At 40.6% G+C, this 23,341-nt stretch carries 9 protein-coding genes, 2 tRNA genes and 3 rRNA genes; 4 read left to right on the top strand and 10 right to left on the bottom strand.

Translation table 11 applies throughout. The features are described 5' to 3' along the window. Window positions 1-341 precede the first annotated feature (341 nt). Together gltB and T8I65_RS02375 are read left to right on the top strand one after the other, a co-directional pair. Window positions 342-4,853 (top strand): glutamate synthase large subunit, encoded by a 4,512-nt coding sequence (gltB, locus tag T8I65_RS02380; RefSeq protein ID WP_322301889.1) that lies wholly within the window; start codon window positions 342-344, stop codon window positions 4,851-4,853. A gap of 3 nt (window positions 4,854-4,856) precedes the next feature. Then, window positions 4,857-6,317 (top strand): glutamate synthase subunit beta, encoded by a 1,461-nt coding sequence (locus T8I65_RS02375; RefSeq protein ID WP_322301888.1) that lies wholly within the window; start codon window positions 4,857-4,859, stop codon window positions 6,315-6,317. 379 nt (window positions 6,318-6,696) lie between these two features. On the opposite strand, the gene rrf is transcribed toward T8I65_RS02375, so the two are convergent. The 8 genes from rrf to T8I65_RS02335 all read right to left on the bottom strand — a co-directional run bounded on the left by rrf (window position 6,697) and on the right by T8I65_RS02335 (window position 19,296). Further along, window positions 6,697-6,806 (bottom strand): 5S ribosomal RNA (rrf, locus tag T8I65_RS02370). Between the two features lie 162 nt (window positions 6,807-6,968). Further along, window positions 6,969-9,803: ribosomal RNA gene (locus T8I65_RS02365) — 23S ribosomal RNA — on the bottom strand. 233 nt (window positions 9,804-10,036) lie between these two features. After that, window positions 10,037-10,110: transfer RNA gene (locus T8I65_RS02360), tRNA-Ala, on the bottom strand. Between the two features lie 122 nt (window positions 10,111-10,232). Beyond that, window positions 10,233-10,306: transfer RNA gene (locus T8I65_RS02355), tRNA-Ile, on the bottom strand. 99 nt (window positions 10,307-10,405) lie between these two features. Beyond that, window positions 10,406-11,935, bottom strand: a 16S ribosomal RNA gene (locus T8I65_RS02350). The 16S, 23S and 5S rRNA genes sit together here with 2 tRNA genes alongside, the layout of an rRNA operon. 844 nt (window positions 11,936-12,779) lie before the next feature. Next, on the bottom strand, window positions 12,780-14,675 hold the full coding sequence (locus tag T8I65_RS02345) for a putative porin (protein ID WP_322301887.1): 1,896 nt from the start codon (window positions 14,673-14,675) through the stop codon (window positions 12,780-12,782). A 118-nt stretch (window positions 14,676-14,793) separates the two neighbouring features. Further along, complete coding sequence (locus tag T8I65_RS02340) at window positions 14,794-16,215, bottom strand: RagB/SusD family nutrient uptake outer membrane protein (protein ID WP_322301886.1); 1,422 nt, start codon at window positions 16,213-16,215, stop codon at window positions 14,794-14,796. A gap of 3 nt (window positions 16,216-16,218) precedes the next feature. Continuing rightward, window positions 16,219-19,296 (bottom strand): TonB-dependent receptor, encoded by a 3,078-nt coding sequence (locus T8I65_RS02335; RefSeq protein ID WP_322301885.1) that lies wholly within the window; start codon window positions 19,294-19,296, stop codon window positions 16,219-16,221. Window positions 19,297-19,466: 170 nt separating this feature from the next. Between T8I65_RS02335 and T8I65_RS02330 the strand changes: the two genes are divergently transcribed. Beyond that, window positions 19,467-20,063: a ribonuclease HII gene (locus tag T8I65_RS02330; RefSeq protein ID WP_322301884.1), complete on the top strand. Its 597-nt coding sequence runs from the start codon at window positions 19,467-19,469 to the stop codon at window positions 20,061-20,063. Window positions 20,064-20,094: 31 nt separating this feature from the next. Then, entirely contained in the window at window positions 20,095-22,464 is a 2,370-nt protein-coding gene (locus T8I65_RS02325) for a hypothetical protein (protein WP_322301883.1), read from the top strand. Window positions 22,465-22,466: 2 nt separating this feature from the next. Here the strand turns inward: T8I65_RS02325 and lipB are convergent, their stop codons facing one another. Both lipB and T8I65_RS02315 read right to left on the bottom strand, forming a co-directional pair. Then, window positions 22,467-23,165 (bottom strand): lipoyl(octanoyl) transferase LipB, encoded by a 699-nt coding sequence (gene lipB / locus T8I65_RS02320; RefSeq protein ID WP_322301882.1) that lies wholly within the window; start codon window positions 23,163-23,165, stop codon window positions 22,467-22,469. 7 nt (window positions 23,166-23,172) lie between these two features. After that, window positions 23,173-23,331 (bottom strand): YqaE/Pmp3 family membrane protein, encoded by a 159-nt coding sequence (locus tag T8I65_RS02315; protein WP_084509746.1) that lies wholly within the window; start codon window positions 23,329-23,331, stop codon window positions 23,173-23,175. Between the last annotated feature and the right edge of the window lie 10 nt (window positions 23,332-23,341).

Here is a 23,341-nt window from a genome sequence, read left to right as displayed (position 1 = left end):
TTGCACTGGTATATCGAGGGGTGTAGAAAAGATTTTCAGAACTAAAGGAGACTCCTAACAGGAGATAAAGAACTGAATTTTAATTACTTAAATTTAGTGAATAATACCGATGGATATGCTAATTTTTTTAAGATCTGTTTAAAATTGGGGGAAACCACCCAGTAAATGTTGACCGAAATGCTCAATTAAAAAAAGCGATTTTAAGACCTTATATTTCAAGTATTCTCAATTAAAAACTTTCAAATTATCATATCCTCAAAAGTTGTAGTTTAGATTTCCATCAGGCTCTTCCTTTAATCAGTTTTAACTAACTTTAAGAGATTTATATAGAAAATGAAGATATGGGAATAAAGGAACAGGGCTTGTACTCTCCTCTAAATGAGCGTGATAACTGCGGAGCAGGATTTATATGTAATTTAAATGGAGAAAGAACCAATAACATCATACATAAAGCCATCGATATTCTAATCAGGCTGGAACATCGTGGTGCTGTTAGTGCTGATGGAAAAACTGGAGATGGCGCAGGAATTCTAATAGAAGTTCCACATGACTATTTCAAGAAAGTATGTGAATTTGAAATTCCGGATTTTAGAGACTATGCAGTGGGAATGTTATTTCTTCCGAAGAATAAGAATCAGGCTGATCTTTGTCGTACTATATTTGAAAAGCATGCAGCTAATCAGGATCTGGAAATTCTAGGCTGGCGTAAAGTTCCTGTTAATCACACTTGTCTTGGGAAAATGGCTTCTAATGTAGAGCCAGCTGTTGAACAGGTTTTTATAGGCAAGAAAACCGAGATGGACGAGCAGTCTTTTAATAAGAGATTGTACTCAGCTAGAAAAATTGCAGAACATGAAGTAGAACATTCCGGTCTGGCACAAAGTGACTATTTCTATTTTTCAAGTTTATCTACCAATACTATAATATACAAAGGGCTACTCATGCCCCAGGATATTAATGTCTATTACAAGGATCTTAATGATCCAGATGTGATCACGAAACTTGCCCTGGTACATCAGCGTTTTTCTACCAATACTTTCCCTACGTGGGATCTGGCACAACCTTTTCGCTATATGTGTCACAATGGTGAAATAAATACGCTACGTGGTAATTTAAGCCGAATGAAGGCACGCGAAGAGCTTTTCGAAAGTGAAGATTTTGGCGATGATATTAAGAAGATCATTCCGGTAATTCTGGAAGGTAAATCAGACTCGGCTTCCATGGATATGGCGCTAGAGCTGTTATTGCAAACAGGTAGATCCTTGCCGGAAGCTATCATGATGATGGTACCTGAAGCCTGGGAGAAAAATCCATCGATGGAAAATAGTAAAAAAGCTTTCTATGAATACAACGCCTGTATCATGGAACCATGGGATGGCCCGGCATCTATTCCATTTACCGATGGCAACTATATTGGTGCTTTACTTGATAGAAATGGATTGAGACCTTCAAGATATACGGTTACTAAAGACGGCTACGTGGTAATGTCTTCTGAAACTGGTGTTCTGGACATCAAGCCGGAAAATGTTCTTAAACACGGTAGACTCGAACCAGGAAGAATGTTTCTGGTTGACATGATCGAGGGTAGAATTATTGAAGATGAAGAAGTCAAGGAGAAAATTGTCTCCAGACGCCCCTACCAGGAATGGCTGGATGATAATCTTTTGCATTTGGCAGACGTAAAATATACAGGAAATCAAACTCCGGTTGAAGATGTGGATTACGTCACCAGGCTGAAATTGCATGGATATACGTACGAAGATATTACCACAATTATCAGCCCTATGGCTTCTAATGCAAAAGAAGCTATTGGATCTATGGGAACCGATATTCCACTGGCAGTACTTTCAGACAAACCTCAATTATTATTCAACTATTTCAAACAATTATTCGCCCAGGTTACCAATCCGCCTCTGGATGGAATCCGGGAAGAAATCGTTACAGATATTAGTCTAACTATTGGAGAGGACATCAATCTATTTGATATCGTTCCGGAACAGGCTAAAAAACTAAAAATTCAGAATCCGGTTATTTCTAATGAAGATCTTGATAAGATCAAATATATAGACTATCCAGGCTTTAAGGCTAAGAGTATTTCTATGCTTTATTCCGCAGAAAAAGGAATGAATGGTCTCGAAGACCGGCTGGAAGAAATGATCGTAGAGATCAAAGAGGCTGTGGATGATGGCTGTAATGTAATTATTCTGTCAGATAGAAATGTGGATAAAAGCCTGGCGCCAATCCCATCTCTACTAGCCTGCTCATTTGTTCATCATAGGGTGAAGGATTATAACCGAAGATCCAGTTTTGGAATTGTTATCGAATCTGCTGAACCTCGTGAGCCTCATCATTTTGCAGCTCTCTTTGGATATGGAGCTAGCGCCATCAACCCATACATGGTCAATGAGATCATTTACGACCTGGTAGAAAGGAAAGAGATCAACATTGAAGACCCTGAAATTGCGGTAGAAAACTTCAACGTTGCTATTGGAAAGGGAATCATCAAGATCATGAATAAGATTGGGATCTCTACTTTACTTTCCTATCGTGGATCTCAGATTTTCGAAATACTGGGACTCAATAAGAAATTTGTTAATAAATACTTCTGTAATACTCCAACCAGGATTGAAGGGATAGGTTTGTATGAAGTAGAAAAGGAAATTCAGAAACGATACAAACATGCTTTTTTCCCACCGGAAACAGATTCAGATCTTGATCTTGAAATAGGTGGGGATTATCGCTGGAGAAGAAATGGTGAGCGCCACGTCTTCAATCCAGCCAGCGTTGCAAAACTACAACAGGCGGTCAAGCAAAATAGTTATGATACTTATACTGAATATTCAAAAATAATCAATGAGCAGACTGAAAGGTTGATGACCATTAGAGGGATGTTCAAATTCAAGGAACTGAATCCCATTCCTATCGAAGAAGTAGAGCCGTGGACAGAAATTGTAAAACGTTTTAAGACCGGTGCTATGTCTTTTGGTTCCATAAGTAAGGAAGCACACGAGAATCTGGCAGTTGCTATGAACCGGATTAAAGGAAAAAGTAATTCTGGAGAAGGAGGTGAAGATCCCGGTCGTTTCCAGAAGGATATTGATGGAAACTGGAGAAATTCAGCTATAAAACAGGTTGCCTCAGGGAGATTTGGAGTAAGTATTGACTATCTAACCAATGCCCGCGAAATTCAGATTAAGATGGCTCAAGGTGCAAAACCCGGTGAAGGAGGACAATTACCTGGTCCAAAAGTAAATCCCGATATTGCTAAAACAAGAAATTCTACACCTTATGTGGGATTGATCTCTCCTCCACCCCATCATGATATTTATTCAATTGAAGATCTCGCACAACTTATTTTTGACCTTAAAAACGCAAACCGTGAAGCAAGAATTAACGTAAAACTGGTTTCTAAAATTGGCGTTGGAACTATTGCCGCAGGTGTGGCAAAAGCAAAAGCAGATGTAGTTCTGATATCTGGATATGATGGAGGGACAGGAGCTTCTCCACTTACCTCGCTAAGACACGCAGGATTGCCCTGGGAACTTGGTATTGCGGAAGCCCAGCAGACATTATTACTGAATAATTTAAGAAGCAGGATCGTGGTTGAATGTGATGGACAATTAAAAACAGGCCGTGACGTAGCTATCGCATGTTTACTGGGAGCTGAAGAATTTGGTTTTTCCACCGCACCATTGGTAGCATCTGGATGTATCATGATGCGAGCCTGTCATTTAAATACCTGCCCTGTGGGGATTGCCACGCAGGATCCTGAATTGAGGAAGAATTTTAAAGGCACACCGGAAAATGTGATCAACTTCATGTATTTCATAGCGCAGGAATTGCGAGAGATCATGGCTCAGCTAGGATATCGAAGCATTAATGAAATGGTAGGTCAATGCCAGAAACTTGACATGAATAAAGCGATCAAACACTATAAAGCACAGGGAATAGACCTCTCAAACATCCTACACAAGCCGAACTTGAGTGAACAGGTTCCACTGTCAAATACTGAGAAGCAACTACACAACCTGGAAGGTGTTCTAGATTTTGATATTCTAAAGCATGCTCACCCGGCAATCTATCGAAAAGAACAGGTAACACTGGAATATCCTATTGATAATACTAATCGTACAACGGGAGCCATTATTAGTAATGAGATATCTAAAATACACGGTGCAAACGGACTTCCTCCAAACACCTTGACTTTGAATTTTAAAGGATCTGCAGGACAAAGTTTTGGTGCATTCGCCGCTCGCGGACTAAACTTAAATATTGAGGGCAACTCTAATGATTACTTCGGAAAAGGTCTTTCTGGCGCAGTTCTATCTATACGCAAACCAAAAGAAGCAACCTTCGCTTCACACGAAAATGTCATCATTGGAAACGTAGCTTTATATGGCGCAACCGCTGGTGAAGCTTATATCAACGGTATTGGCGGAGAACGTTTTTGCGTTCGGAATTCAGGAGCAAAGGCCGTGATTGAAGGAATTGGTGATCATGGATGTGAATATATGACCGGAGGAATTGCAGTTATTCTTGGAGGAATAGGTAGAAACTTTGCAGCAGGTATGAGTGGCGGAACAGCTTATATCTACGATCCTGATCATAAAATAGATCGAAATAAGTTCAATATGGAAATGATCGAATTCGAAGAACTTTCCGAAGAAAATATTGCGGAAATAGAAGATTTGATCGTAAAGCATTATCAATACACAGAAAGTGATGTAGCTCGAGAAATATTGAATAATTGGGAGTCCAGTTCTGCAGGCTTCATAAAGATCATGCCTACAGAATACAAGAAGGCTTTACAGAAAATGAAAGGACATAACGAGCAAACTCTTAAAACGGCGTAAGGTATGGGAAAGATTAGAGGATTTTTAGAATACGAAAGAAAAGATGAGGATACGATACTACCTCAGGACAGGATAAAGAATTATAATGAATTTCAGAAAGAGCTACCAACAGAGGAACTTAAGAAACAGGGAGGTAGATGCATGGATTGCGGAATACCATTCTGTCATTCAGGTTGCCCATTAGGTAACTTGATCCCGGACTTTAACCATGCTGTTTACAGGAATGAATGGCAAAAAGCTCTCACTATTTTACATGCAACAAACAATTTTCCGGAGTTTACAGGTAGATTATGTCCCGCACCTTGCGAATCGGCGTGCGTATTAGGGATTATAGATCCCCCTGTAGCGATTGAAATGATTGAGAAGTATATTGTAGAGAGAGGCTTTAAAGAAGGCTGGATAAAGCCTGAAATCCCTTCGGTAAGAACTGGTAAAAAAGTTGCTGTCATTGGAAGCGGACCTGCTGGACTGGCCGCCGCTCAGCAATTAAACAGAGCAGGTCATGAAGTTACGGTTTTAGAACGTGGGGCGAAACCAGGCGGACTTTTACGCTATGGGATACCTGACTTTAAATTAGAGAAGAAGATAATAGATCGAAGATTGGAAATTCTCGAAGCTGAAGGTATCATATTTAAAACAGAAACTGAGGTTGGAAATAATTACGACATAGAGGAACTGGAGACATTTGATGCCGTCGTTCTTTGCGGAGGTGCTACGGAAAAGAGGAAATTGCCCATCCCGGGATCTGATGCCGAGGGCGTTGTGCAGGCAATGGACTTCCTCACTCATAACAACCAGCATATTGATGGATTGCATGACCTGGACAGCAAGTATAACGCTAATGGCAGGAATGTGATTGTTATTGGTGGTGGAGATACAGGTTCAGATTGCGTTGGAACATCTAATAGACAAGAAGCAAACTCGGGAATTAATTTCGAGATCATGCCTTTACCTCCAAAACACCGTACAAAAGATAATCCATGGCCTTACTGGCCTTTTACCATGAAAACAAGTTCTTCCCACGAAGAAGGTGTTGAAAGAAATTGGAGTATCCAAACCAAAGAATTTATTAAGGATGAGAATGGTAAACTGAAAGCTTTAAAAACAGTTGAAGTAGAATGGATCAAAAGACCAGGTTCGAGACCAGAACTCAAAGAAGTCAAAGGATCTGAAAAAGACTGGCCTTGTGATCTCGCACTACTCTCTCTTGGTTTCACCGGACCAGAGAAATCTCTGGCTGAGAAAATGGGACTGGAAATAGATGAAAGAACTAATATTAAAGGAAGTAAAACCTATACTACTAATAAGAGACATGTATTTGTTGCCGGAGATATGCGTAGAGGACAATCACTAATTGTCTGGGCAATTTCAGAAGGTCGCGAAGCTGCACATCATGTAGATAAATTCCTGATGGGTAAATCAAAATTACCTGTAAAGGGAGAGGGAGATCTTCCTCAAGTTTAGGACAGGTATAAACTGAGACTTATAATACAAAAGCAGCCAATCGGCTGCTTTTGTATTATATAAAGGTTACTGCCACTCGATTCAATAGAAAACTTCTCTTGTATTATTGTATTGGGCAATTGATCAGGTCACTTAAGTAATCGACACTTCCACTTTGTATATTCCAGAAAATATGTATACAAAAGAGGAATTTCGACTATTTACAAGAGATTCATAATTACCTCAATATACATAGATAACATTGTATTTCCTGTACATAGATAGACTGGCTAGCTGAATTACACGGTTGAAATCCTCTAGTTGAATTCAAAGTGTTATCCATTCCCTGACTTTATTACATAAAAAAACCCTTCATCGATATGATGAAGGGTTTTAAAGAAGAAGGCGACGACATACTCTCCCACAATACAGCAGTACCATCTGCGCTAACGGGCTTAACTACTCTGTTCGGGATGGGAAGAGGTGAGCCCCGTTGCTATAGCCACCTTAAAAGGTAAGTTATAAGCTTCGAGCTTAAAACTGTTCTAATTACTTAGATTAGAACTAATATCGTTGACATAATTAAAGAAACAAAAAAGTTACAAGTACCTGTACTACAACTATAAAATAAGCATTTGGCGGCTCTGAGGTTTTAAGGCCTCAGAGCCATCGCGCATCAAGCTTTACGGATTATTAGTACTACTCGGCTATGACATTACTGCCTTTACACCTATAGCCTATCAACGTGGTAGTCTCCCACGGTCCTTTAAAGAAATCTCATCTTGTGGTGGGTTTCGCGCTTATATGCTTTCAGCGCTTATCCCTTCCGAACGTAGCTACTCTGCAGTGCTCCTGGCGGAACAACAGATACACCAGAGGTTCGTCCAATCCGGTCCTCTCGTACTAGGATCAGGTCCACTCAAATTTCTAACGCCCACTGTAGATAGAGACCGAACTGTCTCACGACGTTCTGAACCCAGCTCGCGTGCCACTTTAATGGGCGAACAGCCCAACCCTTGGGACCTTCTCCAGCCCCAGGATGTGACGAGCCGACATCGAGGTGCCAAACCCCCCCGTCGATGTGAGCTCTTGGGGGAGATCAGCCTGTTATCCCCGGCGTACCTTTTATCCTTTGAGCGATGACCCTTCCATGCGGTGTCACCGGATCACTATGCTCTACTTTCGTACCTGATCGACCTGTATGTCTCTCAGTCAAGCTCCCTTTTGCCATTGCACTCTACGCACGGTTACCAAGCGTGCTGAGGGAACCTTTAGAAGCCTCCGTTACTCTTTTGGAGGCGACCACCCCAGTCAAACTACCCACCAAGCACTGTCCTTCCGTTGGAAGTTAGGCTCTAAACAAGTAAAGGGTAGTATTTCAACAACGACTCCACCACACCTGGCGATGCAGCTTCAAAGTCTCCTACCTATCCTACACATCACTTGTTCAAAGTCAATACTAAGCTATAGTAAAGGTGCACGGGGTCTTTTCGTCCCACAGCGGGTAATCGGCATCTTCACCGATACTACAATTTCACCGAGCTCATGGCTGAGACAGTATCCAGATCGTTGCACCATTCGTGCAGGTCGGAACTTACCCGACAAGGAATTTCGCTACCTTAGGACCGTTATAGTTACGGCCGCCGTTTACTGGGGCTTCAGTTCAATGCTTCGCTAATGCTAACATCTCCCCTTAACCTTCCAGCACCGGGCAGGTGTCAGGCCCTATACGTCATCTTTCGATTTAGCAGAGCCCTGTGTTTTTGATAAACAGTCGCCTGGATCTTTTCACTGCGGCCCCCCCCATAAGGGGGGCGACCCTTCTCCCGAAGTTACGGGCCAATTTTGCCTAGTTCCTTAGCCATGAATCTCTCGAGCACCTTAGAATTCTCATCCCAACTACCTGTGTCGGTTTAGGGTACGGGTTGCCTCCACTCGCTTTTCTTGGAAGTCGCTCCTCTGGATTATCACGCCGGCCGTAGCTTTTGTGTACTATCGGGGTGTTACCACTCCCTTCAACGTACTATTCCGTCAGTACGCACCAAATTTACGCCTCCGTCCGCTTTAACGTGGGGCAAGTAGCAGAATATTAACTGCTTGTCCATCGACTACCCCTTTCGGGTTCGCCTTAGGTCCCGACTAACCCTCAGCTGATTAGCATAGCTGAGGAAACCTTAGTCTTTCGGTGTGCGGGTTTCTCGCCCGCATTATCGTTACTTATGCCTACATTTTCTTTTGTAACCAATCCAGCAAGCCTCGCGACTCACCTTCATCTCTGTTACAATGCTCCCCTACCACTATAGTAAACTATAGTCCATAGCTTCGGTAATATGTTTATGCCCGATTATTATCCATGCCGAACCGCTCGACTAGTGAGCTGTTACGCACTCTTTAAATGAATGGCTGCTTCCAAGCCAACATCCTAGCTGTCTGGGCAGTTCAACCGCGTTTCTTCAACTTAACATATATTTTGGGACCTTAGCTGATGGTCTGGGTTCTTTCCCTCTCGGACATGGACCTTAGCACCCATGCCCTCACTGATATGAAACATTTTATAGCATTCGGAGTTTGTCAGGAATTGGTAGGCGGTGAAGCCCCCGCATCCAATCAGTAGCTCTACCTCTATAAAACTATCTATATCGCTGCACCTAAATGCATTTCGGGGAGTACGAGCTATTTCCGAGTTTGATTGGCCTTTCACCCCTACCCTCAGGTCATCCCAAGACTTTTCAACGTCAACGGGTTCGGTCCTCCACTATGTGTTACCACAGCTTCAACCTGCCCAAGGGTAGATCACACGGTTTCGCGTCTACCACTACCAACTAAAGCGCCCTATTCAGACTCGCTTTCGCTACGGCTCCACAGCTGAACTGCTTAACCTTGCTGGCAACGGTAACTCGTAGGCTCATTATGCAAAAGGCACGCCGTCACCCCACTAAAGGGCTCCGACCGCTTGTAAGCGTATGGTTTCAGGATCTATTTCACTCCCTTATTCAGGGTTCTTTTCACCTTTCCCTCACGGTACTGGTTCACTATCGGTCTCTCAGGAGTATTTAGCCTTGGCGGATGGTCCCGCCGGATTCATACAGGGTTTCACGTGCCCCGCACTACTCAGGATACTGCTATGCTTTATATCAACTTTCCTATACCGGGCTATCACCGTCTTTGGCCAAGCTTTCCAACTTGTTCTAATTCATTGTACAAACAATGTTGCAGTCCTACAACCCCAATAAGTCCGTAAACTCATTGGTTTGGGCTTCTGCGCGTTCGCTCGCCGCTACTAGCGCAATCACTATTGTTTTCTCTTCCTCCGGGTACTTAGATGTTTCAGTTCTCCGGGTTCGCCTCCTTGCGGATACTATATCTTCAATATAGTGGGTTGCCCCATTCGGATATTCGCGGATCAATTTGTATGTGCCAATCCCCACGACTTTTCGCAGCTTATCACGTCCTTCTTCGCCTCTGAGAGCCTAGGCATTCCCCATACGCCCTTATCTAGCTTGTATGCGCTTTGCTTAATGCTCTAATCTATCCTAACTTGCGCTAGAACAGAAGTATTATAATGTATTACTTATATTAAATATTTCTATCTAATAGTGTTCTCGTATTCTTTGTTTCTTCAATATGTCAATGAACTTTTTTCCCGTATTCACAATAGAGTCTCGATGATCTTACAAACTAAAAACTTATGTTTCCTGGTTGTTTGTAAAAACTATAACCCACTCTATCTCTAGGAATCGTGGAGAATATCGGAGTCGAACCGATGACCTCCTGCGTGCAAGGCAGGCGCTCTAGCCAGCTGAGCTAATCCCCCATTATTTTAGTATCCAGCTAACCAGTTATTAGTTAACAGTACTTATAACGGCTACTCAACCTCTAAAATTTCCTTTCAGTTTTTCAAATGAACTTATAAACCTGATGGCTTACTCTTTCAAGTAGTCTCAGGCAGACTCGAACTGCCGACCTCTACATTATCAGTGTAGCGCTCTAACCAGCTGAGCTATGAGACTGTCCATAATAACCGAATTGACATAAGAATCAAGACCAAATTGGCCTTCTAAACTTCCCTTTACTAATTGTCGCTTGCATGTAAACATGCAAAGCTCTAGAAAGGAGGTGTTCCAGCCGCACCTTCCGGTACGGCTACCTTGTTACGACTTAGCCCCAGTTACCAGTTTTACCCTAGGCCGCTCCTTACGGTGACGGACTTCAGGTACCCCCGGCTTCCATGGCTTGACGGGCGGTGTGTACAAGGCCCGGGAACGTATTCACCGCATCATGGCTGATATGCGATTACTAGCGATTCCAGCTTCACGCAGTCGAGTTGCAGACTGCGATCCGAACTGTGATAGGGTTTAAAGATTCGCATCCCCTCGCGGGGTAGCTGCCCTCTGTCCCTACCATTGTAGCACGTGTGTGGCCCAGGACGTAAGGGCCGTGATGATTTGACGTCATCCCCACCTTCCTCACAGTTTGCACTGGCAGTCTGGCTAGAGTTCCCGACATGACTCGCTGGCAACTAACCACAGGGGTTGCGCTCGTTATAGGACTTAACCTGACACCTCACGGCACGAGCTGACGACAACCATGCAGCACCTTGCAATTAGTCCGAAGAAGGGTCTGTTTCCAGACCTGTCCAACTGCATTTAAGCCCTGGTAAGGTTCCTCGCGTATCATCGAATTAAACCACATGCTCCACCGCTTGTGCGGGCCCCCGTCAATTCCTTTGAGTTTCATTCTTGCGAACGTACTCCCCAGGTGGGTTACTTATCACTTTCGCTTAACCACTCAGCTCTCAATCGAGCCGAACAGCTAGTAACCATCGTTTACGGCGTAGACTACCAGGGTATCTAATCCTGTTCGCTACCTACGCTTTCGTCCCTCAGCGTCAATATATTATTAGTGATCTGCCTTCGCAATAGGTGTTCTGAGTAATATCTATGCATTTCACCGCTACACTACTCATTCCAACCACTTCATAATAATTCAAGAACAACAGTATCAATGGCAATTCTACAGTTGAGCTGCAGACTTTCACCACTGACTTATTATCCCGCCTACGGACCCTTTAAACCCAATGATTCCGGATAACGCTTGGACCCTCCGTATTACCGCGGCTGCTGGCACGGAGTTAGCCGGTCCTTATTCATACGGTACCGTCAAGCATCTACACGTAGATGTGGTTCTTCCCGTATAAAAGCAGTTTACAACCCATAGGGCCGTCTTCCTGCACGCGGCATGGCTGGATCAGAGTTGCCTCCATTGTCCAATATTCCTCACTGCTGCCTCCCGTAGGAGTCTGGTCCGTGTCTCAGTACCAGTGTGGGGGATCTCCCTCTCAGGACCCCTACCTATCGCGGTCTTGGTAAGCCGTTACCTTACCAACTAACTAATAGGACGCATACTCATCTTTAAGCCATAAATGTTTAATGTAATCTCCAGGTGAAGTCTACATACTATGGGGTATTAATCCACGTTTCCATGGGCTATTCCCCGCTTAAAGGCAGATTGTATACGCGTTACGCACCCGTGCGCCACTCGTCAGCAAATTAGCAAGCTAATTCCTGTTACCGTTCGACTTGCATGTGTTAGGCCTGCCGCTAGCGTTCATCCTGAGCCAGGATCAAACTCTTCATCGTTAAATCTTAAATATATTCAACAATTACTAAAGAAATTGCTCAGTATGACTTTTCTAGTCTTAATTCTTATACACTTGATTCTATCTAATTAAAGATAAAACCCTTTGTCAATTCAATATATCAATGAACTTTAATTGGTCTCCCAATCTGTCTTGTTAAAACCTAAGGAATCGAACCTTATTCTCTCACCCCATCCGGTGGTTTTCAGTAATTTCAATCTGTAATTTTTGAACGTTTGCTTGTTCTCAAAGCGGGTGCAAATATACAACGCTTTTTCTTTATCCACCAAAACTTTTTTAATAAAATTTTTAGTTTCTTTTTCTAAAGCTTTCCTACCTTTAAACTCCGCCAACCTTCTTAAGAACGTCGCTTCGTTTTTAAAGCGGGTGCAAATATAAAACTAGTTTTGCTCTCCAGCCAAATAAAATTTAAAGAAATTTAATTTTTATTTTCTTGCCTTAGACCAACAACAGCCTACCCTTTACATACCTTTCAGTGAACTCACGCCTTGCTCTCAAAGCGGCTGCAAATATACACTAACTTTTTTCTTTCTACCAAACTAAAATTTAATAAATTTTAATTTAATTTTTTAAAGCCAGATCCTTCCGCATTACCCACCATTACTAATCTCAACGAACATACGCCTTGCTCCCAAAGCGGCTGCAAATATACACCCCAATTTTAATTACACAATGACTTTTTGGAAAAAATATTCGATTTATGCTAACCGTAAAGACTTCAGAAAAAAGCTATTCAAAACAGAACAGATAACTGCGTATTTTTATCAATTCAGCAACTAAATATCAAACAGGCACTTGATATGATAATTACAACATTAAGAATACTACAGGAAAAGATCCCAAACCAGGCCAAATCTTACGAGAAAGTCGGTATATGGATAGTCTGGCGCAGAGAAATTGTTGTTCCCGGTAACCAGAGAATTTAAATGTTCCAACTTAAAGAAGATCCTTGCTTTGTCTACTTTTGCATTGAAGAAATAGTCCACTACAGGAAATCCACCAATCTCTTCTTCATTCTGAACATAAAATTCTGCCAGGATTGGATCATAGGCATTCGCTTCAAACTTCGTAAAATACTTAAAAGTGAAACCTGTTTGAAGATAAAGCGCCTTATCGAACCAGAAGTCCTTATAGTAAATAGAATTCCTGGTAACCAGGTCTGGAACATTCAGAACGCCTGTTCCCTCCAGGACATTCTGATACATTATAGTATTGTAGCTTCCGAAGAGACCAAAATCAAATTCTTTTTCAGCCTTCAGCTTTAAGTGCCTAACCGGCTGATCATATTGAAAAGGCTTTACCGACCCATTTTCATTTTCAGCAAAGTACGTATAGTTATCAATTTGTGATAATAAAAAATTTACGTTCGCATACTTTTCAGAAGAAAGTCTGGCGTATAACCTCTGTGAACTTACATTATCGAAATCGTTCTGCCAGTTATAATTTATATAATCGTTCTGATAGAGCAGAAAATTGAAATTGGGCAAACTGCTATTTTGATCGAAGCCGAAACGGATACTATTTTTATCATCGAATTCATAGCCAGCGGAAATATTCAGATAATTACCGGAAAAATCATCATCGAGGTTGAGTCGTCCTGCAGCTTTAAGATCAAAATCACCAATACGCTCCTGATAAGTAGCAGCCAGATGTAATAAATCTCCGAAAAGTTTATTGCCTACTACAGATTCCTCTGTTATATAGACGGCGTTATATCCATAGTCGTAATTAGTATGTCCGGCTTTTAAGGAGAGTTTTCCAAGTACATCATTTTGAAAATTTACTGCGACTTCATTAAACGTTGTATATAGTCGAGTAGATGTTTGTAGATTAGTAGCCTCAAAAGAATCACCATATAGAGTATTTTCAGCAGTTTCCTGATTAAAGACAAACTTTTTATAACTATGATCAAAGATGTGAGAAATACTCAGATTATTGGTGGAATCCCTGGGATCTGTTAGTTCATATTCATGATCAATAAAAAACCTTTTCCCAAAGAGAGTACTCTCAGCATCCTCATATTTGACATCGAGTACAGATCTATCATCGAACTCTTCTTCTTCCGCAATATATTGAAGCACCGCAAGGCTATCAAGCCCCCCGTTTTCCTCATTCATTAGATCTTGAGAAACGAAATGTGCTTTTATACGATACCTATCATTATTTGTATTATAGGAGAACCCCATTCTTAGATTTCCAGTGCTGGTCAAAATATTCTGATATTTACCTAATGCCCTCGTTCCCTTATACGCTATAAACATATTCAGGTTCTTAGAAGTATTGATTGTAAATAATGCATCGAGCTGCTGCCCTTGTTCCGGTACGGTTTTAAAATAAAGCTGTGTCCATGGTGTTGGAACCTGATAATAGTTAATATCGTCCACTTCCATAAAATTGTAATGCCTTGCTTCTGCCCCAAAACCAGGAAATGCTTTCGTATTATCCTCGGTATAACTAAGGGTATTGTAAGTTTGCCCGGTATTTGAAAATGGTAATAGCTCAAAATTATCTTTTCTAAGATAGTTGAACTTGTAATCCTTAAGTATGGTAAGCGTGGTATCCAGGTGAGTAGTGTCATTCTTCACAGAAATAATCTTATAAAGATCTACCGGCGGTATGCTATCTTGTTTTTTTTGTGGTTTGGAATCCTGTCCAAAATCTTCCTGACTAGCAGCAGAAAATGAAATCAATAAAAAGAAAAAAGTTAAGGCTCTATACATATAAATATAATAGTAACGCAAATTTATAATTTATAACGTAAGAAACTCTGTGAAATTGGGGAATAAAAAAAGCCGCTCTAAATGAGCGGCTTTCTAATAATCTAAACTATTGATAAATTTAGTAACCTTGGTTCTGAACTACATTAGCATTCACTCCAACCTCAGAAGTTGGAATTGGTAAAGCTAATCTAAAATCACCATAAGGAATTCCGCTATGCAATTGTAACACTGGATCTACAGCATCAACACCCATACCAGTTCTCACTAAATCATGGAATCTGAAGCCTTCAAAAGCAAGCTCCTTACGTCTTTCAAGTAGAATATTTTCCAAAGACGCTTCATCGTAAGATTCAGCACCTCTGTTTTCAGGGATCATGTTTAACCAATCCAATGCATCATCACCACCTGTTGCCAAGAGAGCTTCAGCGTAGATCAATACAACTTCTTCATATCGAATAACTGGTACGTTATCTTCATATGGTGCGAATGATGGATATTTTCCAACATTTCTAAAAGCACCGTCAGGATGTAACCCAATTACAGTAGAAGGAGCAACTGCAGTCGCAGGATCATAGTCACTAACACCACGAATATCATCTTCATCATAGATATTAGCCAAGTTAGGAAGTGCGATCACATCTCCATAAGCACCTACCTGATAGATGTTAGCTAATCCATTGATTCCAGGATTATCTGTAGCGGTATTTGCAATTTCCCAAATAACGTTTGCACCACCATCTGTAGAGAATGTACTTAAAAACGCATCTTCACTAGCTACTGAATAATTACCTGAATCGATTACCATTTTAGAAGCTGTTAAAGCTCTATCATGATCACCAAAGTAATTAGCGATTCTAGCTTCAATTGCATAAACTGCATTAGTAGAAATGTACTCTTTAGCAGGATCGTCTAGTCCAGCTGTCATAAGTGAAGCAGCCATTTCAAGATCTGCATATGCAAGGTTCTTAACTTCTCCAACAGTATTTCTTGCTGGGAAAAGATTTTCAGAATCTCTAAAGCTAGTTACGTAAGGAACACCTAAGGCAGACTCCCCACCAGAAACATTTTGCTGACCGTAAAAAGTTACCAGATCAAAATGAGCTAGTGCTCTAATTGCGTAAGCCTGACCTTTCAAGTGATTAATTGTAGCTTCATCACCATCAATACCTTCAGCACCAATAACAATATTTGCAGAACCAATTACCTGGTACCAGTTCGTCCACAATGTCGCAGCGATCCCAGCCTCTGGTGTTAAAGAAAACTGAGCTTCAGTAACAAAACGGTTCGAATTTGCGTTAGAGCTAGTATTATCAGACATGATTTCTCCCATTACGATCTTATCACGACCGTAATATGAAGATTCCTGTAGTCTTTCATAAGCACCAATTAATACTGCTTGAAGGTCACCAGTTGCATTGATACTGGTTTCTATACTTTTGGACTGAGCCAGTGTTGGCTCAAGATCCTCTTCAGAACAGGAAGTAGTCGCTAGACCAAGTCCTAATCCGAAAACAATTAAATATCTTAATTTCATTTTCATTTTTTAAAATTTAACGTTAACGCCTACAGAGTAAGTTTTTACAGGTGGAGTGGTTAAAGTAGTGTAACCATTCGCTCGAACTTCAGGATCCAATTTCAATCCATCTTCTTTTACCCAAGTATAAAGGTTTGTACCTCTAAGAGTCAGGGTCAAAGCATCAATTCCAATTCCATCAGTTAAGCTTGAAGGCAAGCTGTATCCAATTGTAGCATTTTTAAGACGAATGTAATCCCCGTCATAAAGGTGTCTTGAACTTGTTGCGTGGAAGTTATTGTTGGTGGCATAGTTAACCGCTGGCACGTCTGTAACGTCACCAGGCTGTTGCCATCTATCCAATAATTCCTGAACACCGTTGAAAGAACCTAAAGTGAAACTGTTTGTTCTTAGGTAGAATTGCGCGAACTGCTCGTAGATCTTGTGACCTCCAGCTGTATAAAGAGTAGCATCAGCGAATAAACCTTTGTAGCTAATTCTTGTACTGAAACCTCCTGAGTATGTAGGCAATGCACTAGCATCATCCTGGAATACTCTTGCTGCAGAGTTGTAATCTGAAGTCACTTCACCATCTACACCATTAAGGTACCATGTTGGCAATCCAGTTTCAGTATCAACTCCAGCCCAGGTTCTCATATACCATGCTGCCGCTGGCAATCCAGTTACTGTAGATTTGTAACCACTTCCTGCAAGAGGATCGATCTCATTACCATCAGCTCCAATCGCTAATTCAGTAACCTCGTTGTTAACAGTCGCGTAGTTTGCTGATACATTCCAAACGAAATCATTCGTTCTGATCACATCAACAGATAATTCAGCCTCAATACCATTGTTCGTCATTTCACCAAGGTTTCTAGCCTGAGAAGTAAAAGAAGAAGTTGGAGATAATGGCACATCCTGAAGAAGGTCATATGTTCTTCTGTTAAAGTAAGTGAAAGTACCATTTACTCTATTATCAAGAAGACCAAAAGTTACACCAACATCAAAGTTTTCACCTTTTTCCCAGGTTAGATCTGGATTACCAAATTGAGATGGCTCAGCACCACCATTGTTAGAGTAATCAGCTCCATACGCTAGAAGCGCCTGGTAGTTATTTAAACCTACAGCGTTGTTACCAGTAAGACCGTAAGAAGCTCTCAATCTCAAAGTGTTAAACAATCCACCTTCCATGAAAGACTCACGGTGAATGTTCCACGCTGCACCTACAGATCCAAAAGTACCAAATCTGTTTTCAGGAGCGAACCTTGAAGATCCTTCACGACGAATAGTTGCGTCAACTACGTAACGACCATCATAATTATAGTTCAACAAACCTAGGTAACCAACGTTTACCCAATCTGTAAGACTTGAAAAAGCATCAAAGTTTGCAGAAGCTGATGCTATATTTGTAAGACCATCAGCAGGGAAGTTTTCACCATATCCGTACATATAGTAGTTCTGGTTTTCCTGGTATTCGAATAAAGCAGTAAGATCGAAATTATGAACATCGCCTAAAGTAAATCCATAATTTAAAGATCCCTGGTAAACGTAGTTATAGTTTTTCTCATCACTAACTTCAGAAGAACCATTAACAGGAGCAGAATCACCTTCGTATCTGTTCTGGTAGTTTCTAAATTCAGTTAACTGGTAATCCAAACTTAAAGTGTTTCTAAAAGTGAAACCTTCAAATAATTCCCAGTCCAATTGAGAATTAGAGATACCTCTAAGTAATTTGTTACGAGTTATATTATTATCCAATACATAAAGTGTATTATGTAAAGAACCATAAGACAATTCAGTATTTGGAGTTCCATCCTCATTGTATGGATTATTCAATGGATTCATTAAGAATCTAGTGATAAATGGGTTTGAGAAAAATGAACCCTGCTCAAGAATTGGATTCCCCTGCTCTGTATTAGAGACGTTCACACTTGTAGAGAACTTTAAGTTATCTCTAAACTGTCTATCAAAACTTACAAGACCGTTGATTCTTCGGAAGTCTACATTAATAACTGTAGCTTCAGTATCATTATACCCGATAGATGCATAAAAAGATCCTTTATCACTACCTCCAGATGCAGAGAAAGTATGATTTTGAGTCAAGGCATCATCATTACGAATGATTCCATCCCAGTCATAATCAGTCCCATCAAAATCAAGGTAACCTGCAGGAAGAAGACCAAAATCTACTCCTAACTGAATAGCATTATCATTAGTAAAACCAAAATCACCATTGGTACCATTTGCTCCGTATGCATTTACGAAAGCTTCTCTAGTTAACTCAAGTCTTTGATTTCCAGTAAGAGACTCTCTTTCATTGAAAGCGTCATTCTGAACTCCAACCTGGGAAGTAAAAGTAAACTTGGTATCACCGGAAGTACCACTCTTGGTAGTAATTACGATAACCCCGTTTGATCCACGTGCACCATAAGCAGCAGTAGCAGAAGCATCTTTCAATACAGTAATACTCGCGATATCCTGGCTATTAATAGCAGCCAATGGATTCAAAGAAGAACGGTTTGCACTTCCTGAATTGTTGTTATTAACAACCGGCACACCATCAATAACATAAAGCGGCTCGTTCGAAGAGGCTAAGGAACTAAGACCACGAATACGTACATCCTGAGTAGAACCTGGCGTACCAGAAGAAGCGGAGATCTGAAGACCTGCAACTTTTCCCTGTAATGCCTGATCTGCTGAAACCACAGGAACATCTGCAATTTCGGCACCTGTAACCTGAACTGAAGAACCTGTTACCTCTTCAACTCCTTTTGTACTATACCCTAGCACAACCACCTCATCCAATGCTGCTGCATCAACTTGAAGCGTAACATTTAATTGGTTTGAACTTCCTACAGGAATTTCCTGACTTTTAAAACCAACATAGCTAAAAACTAATGTTTGAGTAGGCGCAACGCTAATACTATAATTTCCATCGAAATCAGTTTGCTTACCGTTATTCGTACCTTTTACAATAACATTAACACCAGGTAACGGCAGACCGTCACCATCTACAACCGTACCTCGTACAGTTTTTTCCTGTGCAAAACCAATTTGCACGACTAACACCAGTAAGAGTGTTAGAAATCCATGTAATCTTTTTTTCATTATTTCGTTAAATTTGAATTAGCCTGCGCCAAAAATGCTAATTATTCCTTAACATTCCAAAAAAACTTACACTTTAACTTATTAAAATTTTAACAGGCTCAATGAAAACGTGAGATTTCACTGCATCATGAACCCGTAAATTTGTTAAAAGATTACAATCTTAAATGCATATGCTCAGATCTTATGATAAATCAAAACTGGTGGCGGGAACCGATGAAGCCGGTCGTGGCTGCCTCGCAGGGCCTGTTACTGCAGCTGCTATCATTTTACCTAAGAACTTTAAAAACAAGATTTTGAATGATTCCAAGGTGCTGAGTCTAAAAAATAGGAACCTTTTAAGAAATCTAATTCATGAAAATTTCTTCGATTTTGCAGTGACCCATGTTTTTATGGAAGAGATCGATAAAGTAAATATTTTGAACGCATCAATTACGGCGATGCAGAGGTCTATCATAAAATTGAATACCAAACCAGATTGCATCATTGTTGATGGAAACAGATTCAAACCCCTGGACTCCATACCACACGAGTGCATTATTAAAGGTGACGGTAAGTTTCTTAGCATTGCAGCGGCTTCTGTTCTGGCAAAAACCCACCGTGATGAGTATATGGAAAAGATCCATGAAGAATTCCCTATGTACAATTGGATAAAGAATAAGGGTTATCCTACCAGGGAACATCGTGCAGCTATCGAAAAGTATGGTATTACCAAATATCACCGGAAAAGTTTTAAACTACTCCCCGATCAATTGAAGATTGAATTCTAAGTTTATATTTTTGCAAGCCTACCTATTATATATGAACAAGTTTCTAAGTCTTATTCTCTGCCTGCTCCTTATTTCCTGTGCAGAAAATTCTGATAGTAATCTGATTAATACAGATTTTATACCTGATTCTGCGGAAGTGATCTTCGTTTCTCCTTCCAGCGAGCAACTTGAAAAAGATCTACTGGAACACGAAGCTACTTTTAACAGTGGAGACCTGAAAGATTTAACCAATGAATCCAAAGATCTTCTAAAGTATATCAAATCTGAAAAACAAAGCATACTTTACTTAAATGGTGACAGTATAGGTTCTAAACATATAGTTTTGATCATTCAGAAAGATTCCACATCATTGATCCTGGATAGTATTCAAAACAAACAGGTTGAAACTTTTAAAGAAGATATTGAATATCAAAAAGTGAAACTGGAGAAATCTGAATTTTACCAGCGTGATATAGCCAATTTTAGCATCTTAAGTGAAAGCAAGCATGCGATCGTTCAGGCTAAGCGAAGTAATAAATCTAATTCGCAGGAATTCCAGAAAGCATTGGATGCCTCAGATCCCAGGAAGACTTCATTCATCTATTCAAATATGAATGTGATGTTCTTTTCTAAAATGTTTTCCGAGATTGATCTACCAAAGAAAAATGGAAACTGGAAGGTACTGGAACTGCATGCGAATAGTTCTCAACTTATCTACAACGGAATTTCAATACATGCCAATTCCGAAGCCTCCAAAGATTTTGCCCCTGTAATCGACTTTAAGCATGAAGTCGCCAGGTTTTGCCCGGAAAACTTTATTACCATAGTTTCTATGAATCCAGGGCTGAAACTTCAAAGCAAGGATACAACCGTAAACCTGGATTTTCTGGATAAAGTAAGTGATATTTCAAGTATTAAGCTTAAAACTGGAAATATCCATATTTGGAATGCAATTGATACCGAATTGGTCAAAAACCGATTGTTTTCCGAAAATCAACTTAGCGAACGATTCCGGGAAATAGACATTTTCGAGGGAAGTTTTGCTGTGCCAGAATTGTTGCTAAATTCTGAAGTTAATTTAAGCTCGGGATATTTTATTGTTATTGATCATTTTATAATATCTTCTGAAGAGATCTCCGTTCTAAAAGACTTAATTATCAATTTTCAAAATGGTAAGACGCTATTAGAAAACCCGCAATATGTTAGAATGATGAATTCTCTGGCATCAGAATCAAGCATGCTTGCAATAACGACTATTTCCGCAGCGAAGGACTTTGGGATCGCTAAAGAATCAGAGTTCAAAAAAGGCAGCCTGGCTGCATTTCAGGTAATTTCAGAAGAAAAGTACGATCATCTACACGGTATTATCACAGAACCAACGGAGGCAGACCGACTTTCCAAAGGAGCTGAACAGATCGCAACAATTACCACCAGCCAACCTATCGCAGGAATTCTTCAATTCTTCCGCAATCATGAAACAGACCAGATGGATATTCTTGTGGAGGATACGGGAAATCAACTCAGCCTGTTTTCCAATAAAGGCAGGATGTTCTGGTCCAAACAACTGGATAGTCAAATTTCAGGAAAAGTGCACGAAGTAGATCTCTTTAAAAACGGTAATAAACAGCTGGCTTTTTCTACCGGCTTTCAACTTGAAGTTTTGGATCGCAAAGGCCGCGATGTAAAACCTTTTCCAAAAAAATTCAATGATCCACTTACGCAGCCTCTGGCAGTATTTGATTACGATAACAACAGGAAATACAGGTTTGTGCTCACCCAGAACAATAAAGTCTACGTGCTCGGACCAAAAGGTAACAGTATTAAAGGGTTTGATTTCGACGGAACAAAAAACACCATCATCAAAGCTCCGAAGCATATTCGCCTTGGGAACAAAGATTATATCCTGATTCAGGAAGAGTCGGGCAGATTACAGATCCTAAGTCGCCAGGGGAGCATTCGTGTTCCAACCACCAATAATTTCAATATTTCCGAAAATGATTGGTACGGCTACCAATCTAATTTTATCACCACCCAACCTGAAAGCAACCTGATAGAGGTGGATCAAAATGGAAAAGTTAATTTGAAAAATCTTGATCTTGCAGAAAACAATCGTTTAGTGGCAAATGAAGATCATCTTGTCTACCTGAATGAAAACGAACTTACGATCAATAATTCCAGCGTAAGTCTTGATTTTGGATTGTATACCAATCCGCAGCTATTTCTAATAGGACGCAAAATTTATGTAAGTATTACCGACACCCAGGCTAAGAAGGTCTATGTATTTAATGAGAATGCTGAATTACTTCCCGGTTTTCCAGTATATGGAACTTCTGAAGTTGATCTTGCAAATGCAGATCTGGATAAACGCTTGGAAATGATCGTAAAAGGTGATGACAACGAGATCCTGCTCTATAAGTTATGATACTAAACCAACTCAGCTTCGAATAACTGACTGAAATGTTTCATCAGTTTTTGTTGAACTTCAGCCATATCAACTTCTTTCTGACCTAGCTCTACATTTAAGGAAGTTACGGCTTTGTCCTTAATTCCGCAGGGAATAATATGATCAAAATAGCCAAGATCTGCGTTCACGTTCAGGGCAAAACCATGCATGGTTACCCATCTGCTCGCCCTTACACCCATTGCACATATTTTCCTGGCGAACGGAGTTCCTACATCCAGCCAGACACCGGTTTCTCCAGGGCTTCTTTCAGATTTTATTCCATATTCAGCAAGAGTCAGAATCACCATCTCTTCAAGGAATCTCAGGTATTTATGAATATCAGTAAAGAAATTATCGAGGTCCAGAATAGGGTAACCTACAATCTGTCCGGGCCCATGATAGGTAACATCCCCTCCTCTATTGATCTTGTAAAAACTGGCGTTCTTTTTCTCCAATTGCTCTTCAGACAAAAGAAGATTGGTATGATCACCACTTTTTCCTAAAGTGTAAACATGAGGATGCTCCACCAGCAGCAAATAATTTCGGGTAGCGATATTTTCATTCTGCCTTCTGTTCCTGATCTTTTGATCCAGAGTATCCTTAAACAGTTGCTCCTGGTAATCCCAGGTCTCCTTATAATCCTTGCTGCCTAGGTTTCTAACTTCAACTTCCTTATTCATACTTTCTTTAAGACTTGGGATTATTTAATATAATGAGCGCTGCAATTACTCCGGGAACCCATCCCAGCAGCGTAAGTATTAGCACGATTAAAATTGAACCACAACCGCGATCATAAACTGCCAGCGGGGGAAATAAAACTGATAGAATTACTCTCCAAATACTCATTTTCACTAAT

It is taken from the genome of Christiangramia sp. OXR-203 (assembly GCF_034372165.1).
Classification (GTDB): domain Bacteria; phylum Bacteroidota; class Bacteroidia; order Flavobacteriales; family Flavobacteriaceae; genus Christiangramia.
The sequence above is the reverse complement of the archived record's forward strand: the minus strand, read 5'-3'. Positions and strand labels throughout refer to the sequence as shown.